We start from the raw sequence: 19,668 nt of genomic DNA, 5'->3' as shown, positions 1-19,668 counted from the left end.
TTTTTGACAATATCCGGATTTTTATCATAAAATTTTATTCCCGGTCCTCTTCATCCCAGTCCCAGTCGTCCTCTTCTCCATTGTTGGTGATATAAGTTGTGCCATTATCACAGCCATATTTTGCATTCTTGCGCGGTGAGATCAACATTCCGATGATCACACCGGAGAGTGCTGCTATTGCAACGATCAAAGTTCCATCCAGTTTTGTAACAGAAACGCTCTCTGTCATATCTGCAAAAAATTCTTTTAATTTTTTCATACAATGTTCTCCTTTCAGATACATAAAAATCCCTGTGTTCTGATAATCTTCAAAACACCGGGATTTTGTTTTACTTATTTATTCATACAGCAGTATTTATATTTCTTGCCAGATCCGCATGGGCATGGATCGTTACGTCCGATCTTTTTGCCAACAATAACAGTTCCGGACTTCTTCTGCTCTAAGTACAGTCTTCTTTTTGTCTCACCATCGAAGATCTCATTCCACTGAGGAAGCTCATACAGCCAGTCAGCCTTTGCATCTACCATGTTCTTGTATAATTTTTCTTTATCAAATGCAAGGCTTACTTTTGTATCCTCCTCCATGGTATCGATTGGATTCGGCTCTACTAAACTGTCATTGATTCCATCCAGGAAACCTGTCATCTCCATGATGCTCAGATTATATTTATCAGCAAGCTCTTTTACAGTTCCCTCAACCTTCTCATCCGGGTTTGTAAGAAGCTTCTCATATACGCCTTTTTCCAAAAGGAAATATCTCTGCCAGAATCTCTGTAATTCCCCTCTGTCTGTTTTCTCATTATAGGCAATTTTCTGCCACTGTTCTAATAATGCCATAGTCTGTTTCCTCGTTTTCTATGTGAATTGTGGTTGCATTTAACATGCATGTACTATTATAGCAAACATCCACTGTTTTTGCAATTCATTAATTTATGATGTTTGCATTTCATGCCGTCTTTATTTTTCTTGACTCTTCTGATACTTTCGGCTAGGATAATCTTAGTACAGCTGCGGTATTTTGTCTGTCTTTGACTCACATCATGCCGGTAAACATATATAAAACTGGAGGTCTTACTTTGAAAAAAATAAAACGTATCCTCGCCATTTCCGGCGCCGTCATTTTAGCCGGGCTTTATATTTCCACCATTTTCTGTGCGCTCTCTTCCAATGAGAACTACATGGATATGCTGATGGCTTCGGTTTATGCAACTGTGATCATCCCAGTTCTGGTCTGGGCATATTCCTTTGTATATAAGATGATCAAAAAAAATAACGGGCAGAAGGAAGAATAATCTTTCTTCTGCTCATTTTTTGTTACTGTTCTCGCTCTTCTAACGGCACGTACACTTTCTCCGGCATGATGCTCCGGTATGCAGGACGAATGATCTTATCCATATTTACCAGTTCTTCCATACGATGTGCACTCCATCCGACAATACGGGCGATCGCAAAGATCGGTGTATAAAGTTCTAACGGAATGTCTAACATGCTGTATACAAATCCACTGTAAAAATCAACATTTGCAGAAACTCCTTTGTAAATATGACGTTTTTCTGCGATCACTTCTGGTGCAAGATTCTCCACCATACTGTAAAGTGCAAAATCTTTTTCCCTTCCCTTTGCCACAGCAAGCCGTTCCACAAAACTTTTGAACACGCGTGCTCTCGGATCAGAAAGCGAATAAACGGCATGGCCCATGCCATAGATCAGGCCTTTGCGATCAAATGCCTGTTTGTCAACAAGCTGCTCTAAGTAGTTTTTAACTTCATCCCTGTCTCCCCAGTCCTTTACATGGCTTCTCATATCATCCATCATTTCTACAACCTTGATATTGGCACCACCGTGTTTTGGTCCTTTCAGGGAAGAAAGTGCTGCTGCCATGACAGAATATGTATCAGATCCGGAGGATGTTACAACTCTTGTTGTAAATGTAGAGTTATTTCCTCCACCATGCTCCATATGAAGCACCAGTGCTATATCGAGCACGCGCGCTTCCAGTTCCGTGTATGCCTTATCCGGTCGGAGCATAAGAAGCAGATTCTCTGCTGCAGACAGCCCCTCCTGCGGACGATGGATATAAAGGCTGTCATCACAGATATAATGGTTATATGCATGGTAGCCGTATACCGCAAGCATCGGAAATACACTGATCAGTTTGATACACTGTTCTAACTGTGTATGAAGTTCCTGGTCTGCGATCGTCTCATCATAGGAAGCAAGTGTCAGCACACTTCTTGTCAGTGAATTCATGATATCCTTGCTCGGTGCCTTCATAATGACATCTCTGGTAAAGTTTGTCGGAAGCTGTCTGCACTCTTCGAGCATGCTCTTGAATGCTCCTAATTTTGCAGTATCCGGCAGTTCACCAAACAAAAGAAGATATGCCACTTCCTCAAATCCAAAACGTTTCCCTTCAAATCCCTGGATCAGATCGATCACATTATAACCACGGTACCAGAGCTGTCCGTCACACGGAATCTTTTTTCCATTTTCTGTTTTAAATGCATCAATTCTTGAGATATTGCTGATTCCTGCAAGTACACCGGTTCCATCTACGTCCCTTAAACCACGTTTTACACCGAACTCTTTAAACAGCTCCGGCGGGATCCTGTCGTTACGTTCACATATCATCATCAGTTCTTCCGTTTCTTTTCCAAAATCTCCATATTGGTTCATACCCCATCCTCCTGTTCTGCCTGAATGTTTTTCATAATCTTACCCATTACACGCTTTAAGCAGCTGCGTTCTTCTTCTGTCACTCCCGCAAACAGACGTTCCAAAATATCCGCCCGGATCTGCTCAAATTCCTCCAGCACAGGTTTTGCCTTACCAGTCATGCGAATGTGTATCCTTCTGTGGTCTTCCTCATCTGCGATCAGTTCAATATAACCATGCTGCTTTAAATTATCCACTGATTTCGAAATATGAGCCTTGGACAAATGCTGTATCTCGATCAGATCCTTTGCAGTATCTTTCTGCTTTTCATGGGAAATCAGATAAAGGATATCCAGTTCCACGTGACGCAGTCCATAGGTCTCCATCAGCCGTTCACACGCCTGCTCGATCACTTTTCTCATCTGCTGGTTGGTTCCAAACAATTCATACTCACTGTACATCATCCCTGCTCCACATTCTTTTTCTTATGGCAAATATTTTTTTACTGTTTTGCGGTTTGAATTAGTTCATTAATGAACTTTCTAATACTTATGTTACCCCTTTTTCTAAAATGTGTCAAATTAATAATTTATGAACTTATGTAAATGTTGTTGTCCACACATACTGTACAACCAACAGCGATTACCAAAAAAATACCGGACTGCATTCATCCGCAATCCGGTACTTTTTTCATTTACAACAGCAGCTCTGCAAGTTTATCATGCAATTCTGCTATTTCGTCTCTGTTTCTTCTATTTCCAATGTCTCTGTATCATTTGGCACCACTGTTGCTGTTTCTGTTTCCTCCACGGCTTCTGACGGTTCTTCTGTTTCCGTATCATCGGATTTTGCTGTCAGCTCCTCAATACTTTTATCAAATCCGGTTGCTGTTGCACTGTCTACAACATAGATAGTATCACTTTCACCTGTTTTTAAATAATACTCATTCGTGATCTCATTCTGACTTCCAATATAGATAGTGGTAAGTCCGGCATCCGTTTTTAGTGTAATCGTATTAGAAGGATCATCCAGTCCAAAATCAGTAAGACTGTCGTACTCTGTAACCTCATCTGTCGCTGTGATCTTCGCTGCTTTTTTCAGAAGTGTCTCTAATGCACTTTCATCAATATCAACGGACTGATCATCGTCATAAATCCATTCCGTTCCATTTTTTGTAAAGGAAAGCGTTGTTCCATCCAGCACATAAGAAAATTGTGTGATATCAGAAACTTCAATATCTGTTACCGTTATCTTTTCTGCCTCCGTCTTTGCTTCCTCTTTTTCTTCCTGCTTTTTACTGTAAAAATGAACACCTATATAGGCAAGGATCAGTAATATCAGCAAAATGACCAGAATGACCATCTGTTTTTTCTGTTTCTGCATTATTTTTTCCTCCTTACTGCCCAGATCACAACTCCAATGACGATCAGAACAACCGGTATAAAAATGCTTGCCACCAGTCCGCCGATAATCGTGGAAATTGATGTGATCGTGATCGTGCTCATCTTATAATCTTTTACCGGAATGACGCTGGTATCATTATCTGCTCCCCCGGTCAGATTCGTCACGATATCCGTAAACATGGATACGTTGCTTCCTGATACGATCTGATCCGTAGAATCCGTAAACAATTCCATGGAACCAATGGCAACAATCTGGGACGATGTATCATCTACTGTTTTTTCTGCAGCAAGTGCGATCGTAAACGGACCTTCAATATCTCCATCCTCTTTTTCAGAAGTTGTCGCGTTGCCGGCATCAATTTTTGAAACAGCCTTATCCGTTGTCTGTAACAGCGCTGTGTATGTCACATCATCGGAAGATCCGTCATAACTGAACGCCTCACTGTACGGTGCAAAAATATATTTGCCGCTGACAGATGATGTATAATCACTGCTCTCTACTTCCGGAAGCAGATAATACGGAATGTTATTATAATAGTAGGAACTGTCATTTTCCATGACAATACCGTCCACACGCTCAATGCCATACGCTTTTAAAATGCTTTCAAAATTTGTCAGATCCTTGTACTGGAAATTTGTCGTGATCAGTGCCTTTCCACCTTTTTCCAGATAATCTGTCACTTTCTTTGCATCATCTGCTGAAAAGTCTGATGTTGGTGCATTGATAATGATCGCCGATGCATCCTCAGGCACTGCATCTTCTTTTAACAATGTCAGCTCTGTGAGTGTCATATTGGCTTTTTCAACTGCCTCAGTAAATCCACCGGACAGTGCAGTTTCACCATGTCCTGTAATCTCATAAACAACCGGCAGTTCACTTGAATCTTTTGTCACATACTGGAGTGCACTTGTGATCTGTCCCTCTGCATCATATCCGTCAAGACTTCTTGTATAAGAAGAATAATCATAGGAATATTCATAAATATCATTATAATCGATCACCCTCGAACGTGCATCGCTCACCACTATCAGACTGTTTGAGGTCGGTGCTTCCGTCGTATATTTCTGGAAAAATGTCGGGTTTGTTGACGGGTTGATATAGCTTACTTTTATATGGTCAGACAGATCCTCATAACGCTGCAGCGTTTCGGAAAGTGTACTGTCCGCATTTTTCTCTGCTGCAAGCACATAAATATTAACGTCCGAATCAAGCGTCTTTAAGTAATCTTTTGTTGTATCTGTAATAGAATATAACTTTGTAGATGTCGCATCGATCGCTGTGACTGTGGATGGCAGTTCATCTGCCACCAGGTTCACAACAACTGCGATTGCAAAAGCAACAACGATCATACCAATTGAGAACGCACCCGGTGCGATCTTTTTTGTGCTGACAGAATATCTGCGTTTCTGGATCAGCTGGCAGCTTAAAAACAGGCAGATCCCGATCACAGACAGGAAATAAATAACGCCTGTAAGATCCAGACAGCCGTTCATAAATTTATCCAGCGGCGTATAAAGATCATATGCATTTAATATTTTTGTCAGAATATTACCGCTCTGCGAGATCATACTGGTAATACTTGACATCATATAACCCAGGAACAGTGCTGCAAACCCTAAAACTGCTGCAATAACCTGGCTTTCGGTTACAACCGACATCAGCATACCGACCGAAATGCACGCACTGCCATACAGCCAGAATCCTAAGATAGCAACATAGCTTTCTCCAAGCGGAACCGAGCCATAAATTGATAAAAATAATGGTGTCAGTGCAACGATGACCATGGCAATGGAAAATACTCCGACCATGGCAAGATATTTGCCAAACACAATCTTACCAAGCGGAACAGGGGATGTCAGCATCAGCTGATCGGTTCTTGTATGCCTCTCCTCCGCAAAACTGCGCATCGTAAGTACCGGTACTGCGATCATAACAATAAATGCGACTGCCGAAAGTGAATACGATACGTAAGGCGAACCGGATCTTAAATTATAAGCATAAAAATATAAACCATATAACGCAAGTACCGCCGCTATGAAAAGCCATCCCACCACAGTCTGGAAATAGGATCTGATCTCACGTTTAAAAATTGCAAACATTATTTTGTTCCTCCTTCCTGTGCGGTAAGTTCAAGGAATACATCCTCTAAGGACTTCGATGCTGCTTTCATCTCTAAGATCGGCATATGATGTTCCACACAGGTGTGATAAATTGCTTCCCTTACATCCGCATCTTTTTTTGCTGTCACAAGAAGCCCTACTGTACCATCCTCTTTCGCCTCTGTTTTTTCACACCGTTCTACCTGTGCAATCTCGCGGATTGCCGTCTCTGCCTCATTTTCTTCCGCTTTCAGCAAAAGTTCAATCTCCTGTGCACCAGTCATCCGCTCCAGCAGATTCTCTGTCGAATCACTGGCAACCAGTTTTCCATGAGAGATAATAAATACATGATCACAGACAGCAGAGATTTCAGACAAAATATGAGAACTGAGTATAATTGTATGTTTCTTTCCAAGTTCTCTGATGAGATCCCTGATCTCAATGATCTGTTTCGGGTCTAATCCTACCGTCGGTTCATCTAAGATCAGTATTTCCGGATATCCAAGTACCGCCTGTGCAAAACCGACTCTCTGACGGTAACCTTTTGACAGGTTGCGGATCAATCTTCCTGATACTTCCTCCGTTCTTGTAATTTTCATGGCTTCTTTCACATAACCTGCCCGCAGGCTCTTATCTAATTTCTTTAATTCAGCCACAAAATCCAGATATTCTTTTACCGTCATATCCATATAAAGAGGCGGCAGCTCCGGCAGATACCCCACACACTTTTTTGCTTCCTCCGGCTGTTTTAACACATCAAATCCGTTGATTTTTACCTCACCGCCTGTTGCTGCAAGGTAGCCGGTAATAATGTTCATCGTTGTTGATTTTCCGGCACCATTCGGTCCTAAAAAGCCGTAAATTCTGCCAGGCTCTACTGTGAGCGACAAATCATCAACGGCGACATGACTGCCGTATTTTTTTACCAGATGATTGATTTCAATCACGTTTTTCTCCTCCTTATTCCATTCCCTAAATATTACTTTATAAGGGTAACGTGTAATTGTGTTTAAAAGTGGATGAATCTGTGATAAAAGTGTGAACGTAAAAACAAAGAGCCATCTCCACATCTGTGAAAACAGCTCTTTGTTTTATATGCCCTTATAACAGGCAGGATCATGTAAATTCTTACACAACACCGTATGTTTTTAATTTTTCCAAGGCTTCCTGATACGTTGTAAATAATACCGTATAAATCCCCCGCGCTTCTGCTGCCTCGACATTCTCCCTGCGGTCATCTAAAAATACACATTCATCTGCCGTCAGTTTAAATTTGTCCAGCAGAGTCTGATAGATTTCCGGTTCCGGCTTGATCTGGTGAACTTCAAAGGAGAACACCTGACCGTCTACATCTTCTAAGAACGACAGTGCTTCCGTAGTGTGCTCATAAGTCCATTTTCCATAATTAGAAAGGATATATACATGATAACCTTTCTTTTTCAGTTTCTGAATCCATGCACGTGAATATTCATACTGGTAAATCGCCATTCCGACATTGTCCCAGAACATACGGATCTCTTTTTCATAGTCCGGTGCATTCTGAACAAATACCGCAAGCTGTTCATCAGAATCTAGAACACTGCGGTCTGATTCATTCCATGCATCCGAATAAACAGTCGCATTCCCAACTGCTTTCTCCGTCTTTTCATCAAAACCTAACTTCTGAAATGCCGCATGTGGATCCCAGTTGACCAGCACCATGCCTACATCAAAAATAATATTTTTTATCATACCAGATATCCTTTTTCTTATTTGGTGCGGTAAATGATGTCATCTCTTCCCGGTCCGTTTGATACCATGGTGATCGGGTATCCGATCTGCTCCTCAATGAACTCTACATATTTTCTGCAGTTTTCCGGAAGATCCTCGTATTTTTTGATTCCGCGGATATCGCATTTCCATCCCGGAAGTTTCTTTAATACCGGTTTTGCCTTCTCTAATTTTGCAGTTGTCGGGAAATCTGTTGTCACTTCACCGTCGATCTCATATCCAACGCATACCGGGATCTCATCTAAGTAACCAAGTACATCAAGTACCGTGAATGCAACATCTGTTGTTCCCTGCAGACGGCAGCCATATTTACTTGCCACACAATCGAACCATCCCATACGTCTCGGACGTCCTGTAGTCGCACCGAACTCACCGCCGTCACCACCACGTCTTCTAAGCTCATCTGCCTCATCACCGAAGATCTCACTGACAAATGCACCTGCTCCGACTGCAGAAGAATATGCCTTACATACTGTTACAATCTGTTTGATCTCATATGGCGGGATACCTGCTCCGATCGCACCGTAAGCTGCTAATGTAGAAGAAGATGTAACCATCGGGTAAATTCCGTGATCAGGATCTTTTAAAGTACCAAGCTGTCCCTCTAATAAAATAGTCTTTCCTTCTTTGATCGCCTGATCCAGATAAGAAGAAACATCGCATACATAAGGTGCAATGGTATCGCGGTACTCATGTAATGTCTCTAATAATTCATCCGGATTGATCAGTGGTTTATGATATAAATGCTCTAAGAGTACATTCTTTGTCTCTGCAATACGGACAACCTTTTCTTTTAACAGTTCCTCATCGAATAACTCGCTGACCTGGAAACCGATCTTTGCATATTTATCAGAATAAAATGGTGCGATACCTGACTTTGTGGAACCGAAAGATTTACCGCCTAAACGCTCTTCCTCATACTGGTCAAATAAAATGTGGTACGGCATCACCATCTGTGCACGGTCGGAAACTAAAATCTTTGGCTTCGGAACGCCTTTCTCCACGATAGACTGGATTTCTTTCATAAGTACCGGAATGTTTAAAGCGACACCATTGCCGATCACGCTTGTGGTGTGTCCGTAAAATACACCTGACGGTAATGTGTGAAGTGCAAACTTTCCGTAATCATTTACGATCGTATGACCTGCATTTGCACCACCCTGGAAACGTACGATAATATCTGCTTCCTTTGCAAGCATATCTGTAATCTTTCCTTTTCCTTCATCGCCCCAGTTGGCTCCAACGACTGCTTTTACCATTTGAATATCCTCCTAGTTTTTCTATGCTATTCCTGTCCGGAAAAAAAGGTGGCAGCGTAAAAACTGTCACCCATTCCCTGTTTTTACTTACTGATTATACATGATGTTTTTCTATAAGTAAAATTAATATTCTTTATATCTGATATAATCATTCATTATGTAAATTTATAAAAGTCCTTTTAAAAGCTTTGCCGCAGCCGCAGACATCGGGATCCTCTCATTTAACACGATACAGAATTTTCGTGCCGGAATCTCTTTTTCAAACTGCAGCTTAAAAAGTCTGCCATCCTCCTCATACTCTTTTGCAAATTCTTCCATCACACTTGCGATCCCGAGATTACGGAGCGCAAACTGAATCAGCATATCACTGGTGGCAAGTTCAAATTCCGGGGACACCGTCACACCTTCTTCCCTTAAAAATGCCTCCACATAATGTCTCGTTGAGGTACTTCCCTCTAAACACACCAGCGGATATTCCGAAAGTTCCTCATATTTCATTTTCTTTCCACAAAGTTCTTTATATTTTTTGCCTGCCACAAAGACGTCCCTGATTTCTTTTACCGGAATGATCTTAAGCCAGCCCTGCGGTTCAACCGGAGAACTTACGATTCCAAAATCAATTCTGCCATCTGCAAGATGCTGCAGGGTTTCCGGTGTCGGCGCATTTGTCACGGTTACCCGGATATTAGGATATTTTTCATGAAACCGCTCCAGATAAGGCAGCAGATAATATTTTAGCGTCATATCACTTGCACCGATGCAGATCTCTCCTTTTTCAAGATTGAGCATCTCAAGAAGCCTCCTCTCCCCGGAAAGAATTGCCTCGTAGCCACGCTCCACATAAGAAAAAAGCATCTCCCCTTCCTTTGTCAGGCGAACTCCCTTTGCCGTCCTTACAAATAATGCACAGCCAAGATCTTTTTCTAAATGTTTGATTGCCTGACTGACCGCAGGCTGTGAGATAGAAAGTTTTTCTGCCGCCAGAGTAATGCTTTTCTGCTTTGCTGTATAATAAAATATCTTATAGTATTCCAAATTAATATCCATTTTAATCCTCATTTCCGGGCAACTTGTTGTGAAGGAGCTGTCCATTTTTAAAATTAGGAAAAAAGTCATATTTTCCGCTTGTATTTCTGATTTTCCTGACGTATACTAAGCCTTACATGTTTATTATCATACCAAAGTTTGAAAGGAGTTTCCAGTAGCATGACAAAAGATATGACCACCGGCAGTTCATTAAAAATCATACTGTTTTTTTCCATTCCGGTTTTATTAGGAAATCTGTTCCAGCAATTTTATAATATGGTAGACACGATCATCGTGGGAAGATATCTCGGTGAAGAAGCACTTGCCGCCGTTGGTTCTACCGGATGCATCATGTTTCTGGTGCTCGGATTTGCAACCGGTATCGCACAGGGATTTGGCGTCATGATATCACACGCTTTCGGTGCAAAAGATTTTCGTTTGTTAAAACACTATGTTGCGCTCTCTCTGATCTTAACCGTGATCGTTTCGGCAATCCTCACAATTCCGACTGTTGCGGCATCCCGTCTGTTTTTAGTCTGGATGCACACACCGGACAATATACTTTCCATGGCAGATGCCTATATCAAAGTTATTTTTGCAGGTATTATCTTAACGATGCTATATAATGTTTCTGCCGGTATTTTAAGAGGAATCGGGGACAGCAAAACACCACTTTACTTTTTGATCTTTTCTTCTATATTAAATGTTGTACTGGATCTTTTATTTATTGTTGTGTTAAAAACAGGAACCGCCGGTGCTGCTTATGCCACCATTATTGCACAGGGAATTTCTGCGATCTTATGTTTTATCCATATGTTCCGGCAGTTTGAGATCCTTCGCACAACAAAAGCGGATTATTATCTGGATCGCCCGGGTGTCATTAACATGCTCTCGATCGGTATCCCAATGGCATTAAATTACTCCATCACCGCCATTGGAACCATGATCCTGCAGAGTGCTGTCAACGTGTTTGGTTCCAGTGTGGTTGCTTCCTTTACAGCTGCCTCTAAGGTCAACAATATCGCAACTCAGACCATGCCGACGCTCGGTACCGCCATGGCAACCTACTGTGGTCAGAATCTCGGTGCAGGAAAATACAACCGTATTTTCGACGGTATGCGCAAAGGATTTTTCATCTGTATCGCTGCAGCAGCCATCGGTGCTGCCATCTGTATTTTCGGTGGAGAATTTATCGTAAGCTGGTTTGTAAGCAATCCTTCCGATGAGATTTTCTCCTACGCCATGATGTATTTAAAAACAGTGAGCTGGTTTTTCCTCCCGCTTGCCATGATCTTTTTATACCGCAATGCCTTACAGGGATTAGGCGAAGGACTTGTTCCAATGTTGAGTGGCGTGATCGAGCTGGTATGCCGCTTTGTTGCGATCGCACTCCTGCAGAAACCGCTCGGTTATCAGGGGATCTGCCTTGCTGATCCTGCTGCCTGGGTGGGCGCCGGTATTCCTCTGATGATCACTTATATCATATGGAAACATAAAAAAATCAAACTGCACGGTCATACTTTATCATGATCCTAAACAATATAATCTAAATCAGGCACTTAGATTTTTCTTATTTTCAGGCAATGTGAAGAATAGGAATGTATTAAATAAAAATCGGTTGAAAACTAAATTTCTTATGAAATTCAGTCTCCAACCGATTTTCTTATATATTTTTTACTTTCTTTTATTTTCTGATTACTCTTCCAGTTCCGGAATCTTTCTTGAACATGCCACTGCTAATGCTCCCGGTCCGATATGGCAGGAAATACTAAGTGAAAGCGGATCCATACGGATCTCCATGCCTGGAAATGCTTCCTGCACTTCTTTCTTAAAGTTCTCTGCCGCTTCCAAGTCATGCGTGTATGCCATCTCAAGATACATATGCTCTCCGGCTGGATCTTTGAAGCGGTTGGCAAAATCGTTCTTCATTGCCTCGATCATCATGCTCTTTGCCTGTTTTACAGTTCTTGCCTTGGCAAATGCGTCTAATTTTTCCCCCTGGATCTGAAGTACCGGTTTTAACTTTAACAATGTTCCGAGTGCTGCAGCCGCCGGTGTGATCCTGCCGCCCTTTTTCAGATAATAAAGTGTGTCCACCATAATATAAATAGACGATTCAAATTTATCCCGCTCTAAGATCTCTTTAATTTCAGATGCAGATCTTCCCTGTTTCGAAAGTGCGATCGCGTCTAAAACGGACTGCCGCTGTGTAACAGAAATTCTCTGATTGTTAACCACCTGTACCTTTCCATCGTAATCCTGTGAAAGCATAATGGCAGTCTCACAGGAACCGCTGAGTCCGGATGACATTGGAATATGCACGATCTCATCATACTCTTTTAACAGTTCATCCCAGGTGTCTGTGACATTTCCTACAAGTGGCATGGATGTATGGATGTCTGTCTTCTCAGATAGCATCTGGTAAAACTCTTCCTGTGACAGATCAATATCTTCATACAGTGTCTTATCTCCCACAAAAAAAGGCATCGGCATCACGGTAATTCCAAGTTCTTTTGCCATACTCTGTGTGATTCCACTATTGCTGTCTGATACGATTGCTACGTTGCTCATGAAAAATGTTCCCCCTTATAATGTCTCCGAACGTTTTTTGATGTTTTCTTTGAAGTTGATCACCTCATGCTCGTACTCTTCATTCATGTACTCTGATTTGATCATAAAATCTGCAGATGCTTTATTGTTTGCGATTGGGATATCATATACCTGTGCAATACGAAGCAATGCCTTTACATCAGGATCATGTGGCTGTGCAGTCAATGGATCAGAGAAGAAAATGACAAAGTCAACTTTTCCCTCAACGATCTTTGCTCCGATCTGCTGATCTCCACCAAGAGGACCGCTGTTATATCCACGAACCGGGAGTCCTGTCTGATCCGTGATCATGCGTGCCGTGGTTCCTGTTCCACAAAGGAAATGATTTTTCAAGATTTCTTTATTTGTTTCGCACCATGCGATCAGCTCTGCCTTTTTATTGTCATGCGCGATCAGTGCTATATTTTTCTGTTTTCCAATGGTCAGTGTTACATAATTTTCATTCATATGCGCCATCCTCCGTTATCTGTCTGTGCCTGTATCTATTGCATACCAATTCAAATTTTCTGCAATACATATCGTTAAGTATAACATATTTTTCTTCGTTCTTCCACAAAAAAATAATAGAATGACCAGTGTTCACCCATACTGTGTGACCAGTAGCGATATGTGAACACCAGCCATTCTATTATTATGATACGAAATCTTTTATTCCGGCAGCTTTACTTTTCCATCCAGTATCATTTTCACAAACGCCGTATCCCGGATGATCCATGGATCTTTCGCCATCCGCATATTCGTTTCATATACTGTTTCCGGCTGCTCCCATCTGAGGTAATACCCTTTTGCCACTTCACTTGGAGTCAGATGAAGTTCTCCTTCTTTCTCTGACACCTTACAATAAAAGAAATATGAATGGCAGATATATTTACAGGACGGATCAAATATGTCACGGCGCATCTCAAGGATTTCTCCCAGTTCATGCCATGAATCCTCTAAAACTGTAAGTCCGGTTTCCTCACTGATCTCGCGTTTCAGGGTTTCTGACAACTTCTCCCCCTCTTCCATTCCACCGCCCGGCATCTTATATTCGCCATCCGTACTGCACTGCATTGCAATCTTTCCATCCCGGAAGATTACTCCACGCACATTATATTTCTCATATACCTTCGTTGTGTCATCATAATTATTCTCATCAAAAACAGCAAGCACTTCCATCTTTTCTGCCTCCGTATTCTGCAGCTTAGGGCCGTATTTTTATCATATATTAAAATGTCTGATATTGTGTGCAAGCATATCTGCCATATTACGCAGATTTTCTGTGGAATCTTCAATATTTTGAAAGCTGTCCGTTATTTCGGTAATAGATGCACTCGTCTGCATAGTTCCCTCAACGTTCTGCTGTGCAATCTCCGACAGGGAATCGATGACATCTATGATCTCTGCTCTTGCACTCTCTAATTTTCTTGTCCGGCTCTCAATCTGACGGATCCGTTCGATAGATGCATCAATCTCACCCATGACACCGTTTACCATCTGTTCCGTACTCTCAATATGCATATTTTGTTTTTCAATAATTTCCTGTGTCCTGCCCATCGTCTCAACCACACGTTCGGAATTTGCGATCAAAGTATTTACAATTTCACCTATATTACCGCTCGCCGTATCGGACTGTTCTGCAAGTTTCTGTATCTCTGATGCCACAACTGCAAAACCTTTTCCCGCTTCACCTGCGCGTGCAGCTTCAATGCTTGCATTTAAAGAAAGCAGGTTTGTCTGGGACGCGATTTCAGAAATAAACTGTGATGCTTTCTGAATATTCTGTGCCGAGATATTCGTCTGTTTCGTCTGGTCTGCGATCGTTGCAACAGCCTCCTTTACCTCTTCGCTGATACGTTTTAATTCATCGATCGTAACAACTGCTGCATCGCTTGACTGCTTCATCTGATCTGCACTGTCATTCAGCTCATCTGCTGCCTTTCCTGTCTCAATGATCAGATTTCCCATATATTTCACATTATCTGACGCCTTCTTCGCATCCTCTGCCTGTAAATTTGCACCGTTTGTAACAGAATCAACGGTTGCCTCCACCTCACGCATTCCATCATAAGTCTGATGGGAGGTATCTTCTAACGTATTGGATGCCTCCATCAGCATATCCGTACTTCCCTTGATACCCTTAATGATCTTTAGCAGCTCATTCTGCAGATTCTGTATTGCTTTCGTCAGATCACCGACTTCATCTTTCCGCTCTAAAATTTTACTGTCAAACGCTACATCAAGATGTCCTGCTGACACTTCCTGCACACTGGCGATTCCCTTTTTTAATGCACGTGTAATGGAAGTTGCGCTGATCTCCACGATTATAATACAGATGACAAGTACCACAAGTACGATCGCTACGATCGTATTGATAATCTTTATGACGCTGTTGGATATTTTCTCTTTTTCTGCACCTGCGAATACCATTCCGACCGGAGTACTGCTGTCACCTTTCTGATAGACTGGAACGTAGTATCCGTAGTAAATCGTACCATCCATGGATACATTATCGCTGAAATACCCCTCGCCGCCATTTAATACTTTTTCAACAATTTTATCCCCCGCCGGACTTCCTAATATCCTGTTACCATTTTTGTCAACTGCAGAGGTCATGATTCTCTGCGATCCGTAGAAAAATGTTACATCCATCCCGGACTCCTGTTTAATCGTATCAACCAGGTTTTCCGACTGGGAAATATTATAACTTCCTTTCCAGATATCCCCATTTTCTGCCTGTAAATAAGTTCCTGCATTCTGGTCATAAGCGGCCTGCGTTGCGATTGCCGTTCCCTTTAACGAATTTTCCATCTGATCAATGATCACACCTTTTACGATCGTTGATGCGATCAGAAGGATAATCCCGCCTAACAGGAGCAGTGGAATCAAAGAACAGAGTAAAACTTTTTTCCGAATTGTTAATTTCATAATTTTATCCTCCCCTAGTCCACAATCACAACGTTTTTATAATACCAGTCAATACCACCTGAGATCGTTGCATCATCCAAGGTTCCGTTTTCTGTTCCAACTGTCTCCCCTGTATTCGTCTCCATCACTCCGTCAAAAATATTGTTTGTACCGCTTAAGATCTCTGCAGTCGCCTCGTCAACTTTTTCCTGTGTTCCTTCTGCCGCAAATGAAGCCAGATTCGTCAGCTGTACCAGTCCCTCTGCCATACCTCCATAATAATTGGACCCATCCCACGTTCCATTGATAATACTTTTGACCGCTGACGTATAATATGCACTCCAGTTCCAGATCACGCTTGTCAGACAGGCATCCGGCGTTTCTTTACTCATATCCGAGTTATAACCGATCCCATAAACTCCCCGCTCCTGTGCCAGTGTCTGTGGATACGGTGTATCGCAATGCTGTGCCATCACATCACAACCCATATCTAAGAGCTGTTCGGATGCTGCTTTTTCCTTATCTGGATCATACCAGCTATTTGTGACTGCCACATAAATCTCTGCATCCGGATTTACAGATTCCACACCGATCGCAAATGCATCGATTCCCCCTGTCACCTCAGAATTTGACGAATCCTGCGCTGCCACATAACCGATCTTATTCGACTTTGTATTCATACCTGCTACGATACCACTCAAATATCTTACCTGATAGATGCGGCCGAAATAATTATTAAAATTCTTTCCATTTGACATATAGCCGGTTCCATGTGAGAAATAGATATCCGGATATTTTTCCGCCATCTCTGCCGTCACTTCCATATAACCCCAGCTTGTTGTAAAAATAATATTACATCCATCCGAAATGCAGGCTTCGATTGCCTCCTCCGTTGCTTTTGCATCTGAATCGTCCACAATTTTTCTCTCGATCTGATCATCGCTTAATCCCAGATTTTCCTGCATTCCCACGATACCCAGATCATGTGTGTAAGAATATCCGCTCCCCTCATCCGGGTCTGAGATATAAAGTACGCCAACTTTTATATCTTCTTTGGCAATTCCTGCTGTACCTGATGTCTGTCCCGTTTCCGACTGCGAACTGCCGCTGCCGTTTCCGGCTGCTTCCGTCGTTAAATAACCATTGTTTGTTGCATAATCATCCGGCGTACCACCTGTTTTTCCGCCGCATCCTGCAAGTATGCCTGTCACTGCAAACAATACAATCAGCTTTCCAACTCTTTTTCCTTTCATCCTTTGTTCTCCTCATCACAAATTTTCACAACAACTTTGTTTCATTATACAAAACAGGAGAACATTTGTAAATAAATCTTGGTTTTATGACAATAAATTGATACTTTTGACCTATTTTTCTGAAAATGCTCTTTGGGCATGCAGATAAGACAGATTAAATGTCCGGAGTGTCACAGGCTGGTTCATTCTGTTATTTTCCTGCATATATTCCCACTTCCAGTTATACATTTCATCCCCATAATAAATGTTTTCCGGATGATCTTTTAAGTACTCTGCGATCACAGGTGCCGCATCGGTTGATAAGCATGAGAGATAACTGTAATCTCCCGCGGCATTTCCATTTTCAATCTGCGCCAGATCATAGGCGGCAATCCCAGCATCCACATGGGCAAAGGCAAACAGCACATAACTGATGCACACAACCGCCATTCCATACGTAAACAACGGGAACCTGCGGTTCCAGATATAACAGATCGTTCCTGCCATAAGAAACGCGATCACTGCCAGCACCGTCAGTACAACAACACGCAGAAATGTAAGCTGATATGCCCTGATATACAGGATCATTCGCCATGCGCTTGATGCCGTCATAATCATCGTACATACGGAGATCACAGTCCAGACGATATCTGCTGCCCTGCTCCTCTGAAAGAAATGTTCCATTACAAGAACTGTTCCAAGATTTAAGATGCATACCAAAAGAAGCTGAAAAAATCCCTGTCTTGCATATTCGGCATAGGTAACTCCTTCCGGAAGCTCCCCGCCACCGCCAAACAGATATATGATCTGTATGCCGCAGAATACAACATATAATACTGCAACCAGGACTGTTACCGTAAGCATCGCTGTCGTTTCTGTAAAAATTTTTGTTTTCCTGTCCTGCCGTTCTTTTCTATATGCCGAATATCTGACACCACAGTAAGATGAAATAAAACCAAAGCATAACATGCAGCAAATTCCTGCCAGATTTGCCGGAATCCTGATTCCTGCAAAAAATTTTGTGATCATACTTGAAAATACCAGATCTGCTGACACTAACAATCCACCGATCAGAAGAACCACCGGTATTGCTATTGCAATTCCGATCAGGATCTCACGCACTTTTCCATTTTCCTTCTTCTCACGTAAACGGATAAAATCGTTTCCATCACCAAATGGTCTTGTAATACTGCTAATCGCTCCACATACAGCATTTACTCCACTGCACAGATACTCCCAAAAATCCCATTGATTTTTATCTGCCAGATTTCGTATAAGGAAGCACACTGTGAATGCAAAAATCCAGCAATAATTCATCCAGATAATCCACTCATTTCCGGTCGTAAATGTATTGACCGCCAGAATCAGCATATATGCAGCGAAAAATATTGTTGTGTTAAAAATTTTCCTTTCTTTTACCGTTTTAACGATGTAACAAATATATCCGATCGTTGCCGCAACCCACAGAAGCACTGCAGCTCCTGTCATATTTTTGTAAATACAGACCGTATAGATCAGTGCGTAAACAAAACTTGCCGGCGCAAGTTTCTTAAAAATCTCCGCATTTTCTTTCTGTTGCTGTTTTCTTTTTTCCTGCCACTGCGCTTTTTGCTCCTCGTAACTGACTGTAAGATTCTGATCCATTTTTTATGCTCCCTTCTCTTCTTCCTTCTCCAATAAACTGTCATGTTCCCGCTTCATCTTTCCATAACCTGTTATGATTCCGCTTCATTTCACACAAAACGTTAAGTTTCCTCATCTGTTTTAACATATTCTAAAATATCTCCCGGCTGGCAGTCCAATGCCCGGCAGATCTTGTTTAAAGTGTCCACTTTGATTGCTTTTGCCTTTCCATTTTTCAGTATGGAAATATTTGCCATTGTAATGCCTACTTTTTCCGAAAGTTCGGTCACACTCATTTTCCGTTTTGCAAGCATTACATCTATATTTATGATAATTGCCATTTTTCTCTCCTTCACTATATCATGTGCAAAATCAGCACATGATCCAATTCGTCGTTCGTCAATCATACAAGCATGTTGACTCTCTTGCTCTCATTATATCGTAAGTTCATTTTCCTGTTTTAATTCATAAGCCTTCAGAATCAGATGTGATAATGCTGCTGCCAAAATGGATATCATAACTGAAATCAAAACCGCAGTAATCATAAAAATACTGACTCCCGGCTGTCTGACTGCTAAAAATACCAGAAAAACAATTCCTGCAAACCACACAACCGCAAGCAGTAATGCGAAATGGCTGATATTTCGAAAACATCTTGCATTTTCTTTCGAGAATGAATTATCTTTTCCAATCTGCACACATACTTTCCAGAACTGGTACAGAATCGCATAACAGATCACCCCTATGCACCAGCCGTACAACAGTCCCGGCATAAAAAGATACGCCAGTGTTTCATCCGCATCTCTCCATGATATCGCAAGTACCGGCATAATATACAGAAAAAACACCGCTCCCATCAGTGCCAGTACAATTGTGATTGCTTTTAACCATCGTGAAATTTCTTTTTGCTGCATAAATACTTCTCCTTTTTCTGATTCATTTTTCAATTCAGCTTTCAAGTTTTTGACTGCAAAAATGCTGAATCCAAACTTGCTTCTTCCTGCATTTTATTATACACATATATTTTATTTTTGCAATATGTTTTTATCGTATATCAATAAAGTTTTATTATAAAATAATATTTGTACTTTTTCATTCTTTTTC

The 19,668-nt window shown here is 41.6% G+C and carries 20 protein-coding genes; 2 read left to right on the top strand and 18 right to left on the bottom strand.

Translation table 11 applies throughout. The annotated features are described in order from the left end of the window. Nucleotides 1–34 precede the first annotated feature (34 nt). Complete coding sequence (locus H8S51_RS08350; protein WP_241070971.1) at nt 35–259, bottom strand: hypothetical protein; 225 nt, start codon at nt 257–259, stop codon at nt 35–37. Nucleotides 260–333: 74 nt separating this feature from the next. Then, entirely contained in the window at nt 334–837 is a 504-nt protein-coding gene (locus tag H8S51_RS08345) for an SEC-C metal-binding domain-containing protein (protein WP_117919172.1), read from the bottom strand. A 239-nt stretch (nt 838–1,076) separates the two neighbouring features. Between H8S51_RS08345 and H8S51_RS08340 the strand changes: the two genes are divergently transcribed. Then, nucleotides 1,077–1,292, top strand: a complete 216-nt coding sequence (locus H8S51_RS08340; RefSeq protein ID WP_241070970.1) for a hypothetical protein — start codon at nt 1,077–1,079, stop codon at nt 1,290–1,292. Nucleotides 1,293–1,314: 22 nt separating this feature from the next. Here H8S51_RS08340 and H8S51_RS08335 read toward each other — a convergent pair whose 3' ends face one another. The 8 genes from H8S51_RS08335 to H8S51_RS08300 form a co-directional block, all read right to left on the bottom strand. Then, a complete protein-coding gene (locus H8S51_RS08335) occupies nt 1,315–2,676 on the bottom strand; it encodes a citrate/2-methylcitrate synthase (RefSeq protein WP_118208990.1) in 1,362 nt (453 codons plus the stop codon). Next, nucleotides 2,673–3,119, bottom strand: a complete 447-nt coding sequence (locus H8S51_RS08330) for a MarR family winged helix-turn-helix transcriptional regulator (protein ID WP_241070969.1) — start codon at nt 3,117–3,119, stop codon at nt 2,673–2,675. Before H8S51_RS08330 ends, H8S51_RS08335 begins: the two co-directional genes overlap by 4 nt. 268 nt (nt 3,120–3,387) lie before the next feature. Continuing rightward, entirely contained in the window at nt 3,388–4,038 is a 651-nt protein-coding gene (locus tag H8S51_RS08325) for a DUF4340 domain-containing protein (RefSeq protein ID WP_117919165.1), read from the bottom strand. Beyond that, the gene (locus H8S51_RS08320) at nt 4,038–6,158 is read right to left on the bottom strand and encodes a Gldg family protein (protein WP_186899548.1); all 2,121 of its coding nucleotides are present in this window, start codon (nt 6,156–6,158) and stop codon (nt 4,038–4,040) included. Before H8S51_RS08320 ends, H8S51_RS08325 begins: the two co-directional genes overlap by 1 nt. Beyond that, the gene (locus tag H8S51_RS08315) at nt 6,158–7,105 is read right to left on the bottom strand and encodes an ABC transporter ATP-binding protein (protein ID WP_186899547.1); all 948 of its coding nucleotides are present in this window, start codon (nt 7,103–7,105) and stop codon (nt 6,158–6,160) included. Before H8S51_RS08315 ends, H8S51_RS08320 begins: the two co-directional genes overlap by 1 nt. Nucleotides 7,106–7,286: 181 nt before the next feature. Further along, the gene (locus H8S51_RS08310; RefSeq protein WP_186899546.1) at nt 7,287–7,889 is read right to left on the bottom strand and encodes an HAD family hydrolase; all 603 of its coding nucleotides are present in this window, start codon (nt 7,887–7,889) and stop codon (nt 7,287–7,289) included. A 17-nt stretch (nt 7,890–7,906) separates the two neighbouring features. Beyond that, nucleotides 7,907–9,187, bottom strand: coding sequence for an adenylosuccinate synthase (locus H8S51_RS08305; RefSeq protein ID WP_117919157.1), 1,281 nt, complete (start codon nt 9,185–9,187; stop codon nt 7,907–7,909). A gap of 165 nt (nt 9,188–9,352) precedes the next feature. After that, complete coding sequence (locus H8S51_RS08300; protein ID WP_186899545.1) at nt 9,353–10,234, bottom strand: LysR family transcriptional regulator; 882 nt, start codon at nt 10,232–10,234, stop codon at nt 9,353–9,355. A gap of 159 nt (nt 10,235–10,393) precedes the next feature. Here H8S51_RS08300 and H8S51_RS08295 point away from each other — a divergent pair, with 159 nt between their 5' ends. Continuing rightward, the gene (locus H8S51_RS08295; protein ID WP_186899544.1) at nt 10,394–11,743 is read left to right on the top strand and encodes an MATE family efflux transporter; all 1,350 of its coding nucleotides are present in this window, start codon (nt 10,394–10,396) and stop codon (nt 11,741–11,743) included. A gap of 165 nt (nt 11,744–11,908) precedes the next feature. Here the strand turns inward: H8S51_RS08295 and H8S51_RS08290 are convergent, their stop codons facing one another. The 8 genes from H8S51_RS08290 to H8S51_RS08255 all read right to left on the bottom strand — a co-directional run bounded on the left by H8S51_RS08290 (nt 11,909) and on the right by H8S51_RS08255 (nt 19,478). Continuing rightward, nucleotides 11,909–12,784, bottom strand: a complete 876-nt coding sequence (locus H8S51_RS08290) for a DegV family protein (RefSeq protein ID WP_117919151.1) — start codon at nt 12,782–12,784, stop codon at nt 11,909–11,911. A 15-nt stretch (nt 12,785–12,799) separates the two neighbouring features. After that, the gene (locus tag H8S51_RS08285; RefSeq protein WP_117919149.1) at nt 12,800–13,279 is read right to left on the bottom strand and encodes a methylglyoxal synthase; all 480 of its coding nucleotides are present in this window, start codon (nt 13,277–13,279) and stop codon (nt 12,800–12,802) included. Between the two features lie 192 nt (nt 13,280–13,471). Next, a complete protein-coding gene (locus H8S51_RS08280; protein WP_186899542.1) occupies nt 13,472–13,981 on the bottom strand; it encodes an NUDIX hydrolase in 510 nt (169 codons plus the stop codon). Between the two features lie 42 nt (nt 13,982–14,023). Continuing rightward, the gene (locus H8S51_RS08275) at nt 14,024–15,730 is read right to left on the bottom strand and encodes a methyl-accepting chemotaxis protein (RefSeq protein WP_207724032.1); all 1,707 of its coding nucleotides are present in this window, start codon (nt 15,728–15,730) and stop codon (nt 14,024–14,026) included. Between the two features lie 14 nt (nt 15,731–15,744). Next, nucleotides 15,745–16,962 carry a BMP family ABC transporter substrate-binding protein gene (locus H8S51_RS08270; RefSeq protein WP_186899541.1) on the bottom strand — a complete coding sequence of 406 codons (1,218 nt, stop codon included), beginning with the start codon at nt 16,960–16,962 and terminating at the stop codon, nt 15,745–15,747. Between the two features lie 111 nt (nt 16,963–17,073). Further along, the gene (locus H8S51_RS08265; protein WP_241070968.1) at nt 17,074–18,585 is read right to left on the bottom strand and encodes a DUF4153 domain-containing protein; all 1,512 of its coding nucleotides are present in this window, start codon (nt 18,583–18,585) and stop codon (nt 17,074–17,076) included. Between the two features lie 101 nt (nt 18,586–18,686). Further along, nucleotides 18,687–18,905 carry a helix-turn-helix domain-containing protein gene (locus H8S51_RS08260; RefSeq protein WP_117919141.1) on the bottom strand — a complete coding sequence of 73 codons (219 nt, stop codon included), beginning with the start codon at nt 18,903–18,905 and terminating at the stop codon, nt 18,687–18,689. Nucleotides 18,906–18,998: 93 nt separating this feature from the next. Then, nucleotides 18,999–19,478 carry a DUF2975 domain-containing protein gene (locus H8S51_RS08255; RefSeq protein ID WP_117919139.1) on the bottom strand — a complete coding sequence of 160 codons (480 nt, stop codon included), beginning with the start codon at nt 19,476–19,478 and terminating at the stop codon, nt 18,999–19,001. Nucleotides 19,479–19,668: the final 190 nt, after the last annotated feature.

The sequence above is a fragment of the Roseburia rectibacter genome, from assembly GCF_014287515.2.
In the GTDB taxonomy this organism is placed as follows: domain Bacteria; phylum Bacillota; class Clostridia; order Lachnospirales; family Lachnospiraceae; genus Roseburia; species Roseburia rectibacter.
Note: the sequence above shows the minus strand (reverse complement) of the source record. Positions and strands in the feature narration are given on the sequence as shown.

What these genes read in the sequence shown, in the direction of transcription:
- H8S51_RS08280 (WP_186899542.1), bottom strand. Translation starts at nt 13,981, where the DNA reads ATGGAAGTGCTTGCTGTTTTTGATGAGAATAATTATGATGACACAACG.
- H8S51_RS08295 (WP_186899544.1), top strand. Translation starts at nt 10,394, where the DNA reads ATGACAAAAGATATGACCACCGGCAGTTCATTAAAAATCATACTGTTT.
- H8S51_RS08265 (WP_241070968.1), bottom strand. Translation starts at nt 18,585, where the DNA reads ATGGATCAGAATCTTACAGTCAGTTACGAGGAGCAAAAAGCGCAGTGG.
- H8S51_RS08300 (WP_186899545.1), bottom strand. Translation starts at nt 10,234, where the DNA reads ATGGATATTAATTTGGAATACTATAAGATATTTTATTATACAGCAAAG.
- H8S51_RS08345 (WP_117919172.1), bottom strand. Translation starts at nt 837, where the DNA reads ATGGCATTATTAGAACAGTGGCAGAAAATTGCCTATAATGAGAAAACA.
- H8S51_RS08320 (WP_186899548.1), bottom strand. Translation starts at nt 6,158, where the DNA reads ATGTTTGCAATTTTTAAACGTGAGATCAGATCCTATTTCCAGACTGTG.
- H8S51_RS08305 (WP_117919157.1), bottom strand. Translation starts at nt 9,187, where the DNA reads ATGGTAAAAGCAGTCGTTGGAGCCAACTGGGGCGATGAAGGAAAAGGA.
- H8S51_RS08325 (WP_117919165.1), bottom strand. Translation starts at nt 4,038, where the DNA reads ATGCAGAAACAGAAAAAACAGATGGTCATTCTGGTCATTTTGCTGATA.
- H8S51_RS08255 (WP_117919139.1), bottom strand. Translation starts at nt 19,478, where the DNA reads ATGCAGCAAAAAGAAATTTCACGATGGTTAAAAGCAATCACAATTGTA.
- H8S51_RS08275 (WP_207724032.1), bottom strand. Translation starts at nt 15,730, where the DNA reads ATGAAATTAACAATTCGGAAAAAAGTTTTACTCTGTTCTTTGATTCCA.
- H8S51_RS08290 (WP_117919151.1), bottom strand. Translation starts at nt 12,784, where the DNA reads ATGAGCAACGTAGCAATCGTATCAGACAGCAATAGTGGAATCACACAG.
- H8S51_RS08285 (WP_117919149.1), bottom strand. Translation starts at nt 13,279, where the DNA reads ATGGCGCATATGAATGAAAATTATGTAACACTGACCATTGGAAAACAG.
- H8S51_RS08260 (WP_117919141.1), bottom strand. Translation starts at nt 18,905, where the DNA reads ATGGCAATTATCATAAATATAGATGTAATGCTTGCAAAACGGAAAATG.
- H8S51_RS08270 (WP_186899541.1), bottom strand. Translation starts at nt 16,962, where the DNA reads ATGAAAGGAAAAAGAGTTGGAAAGCTGATTGTATTGTTTGCAGTGACA.
- H8S51_RS08350 (WP_241070971.1), bottom strand. Translation starts at nt 259, where the DNA reads ATGAAAAAATTAAAAGAATTTTTTGCAGATATGACAGAGAGCGTTTCT.
- H8S51_RS08330 (WP_241070969.1), bottom strand. Translation starts at nt 3,119, where the DNA reads ATGATGTACAGTGAGTATGAATTGTTTGGAACCAACCAGCAGATGAGA.
- H8S51_RS08310 (WP_186899546.1), bottom strand. Translation starts at nt 7,889, where the DNA reads ATGATAAAAAATATTATTTTTGATGTAGGCATGGTGCTGGTCAACTGG.
- H8S51_RS08335 (WP_118208990.1), bottom strand. Translation starts at nt 2,676, where the DNA reads ATGAACCAATATGGAGATTTTGGAAAAGAAACGGAAGAACTGATGATG.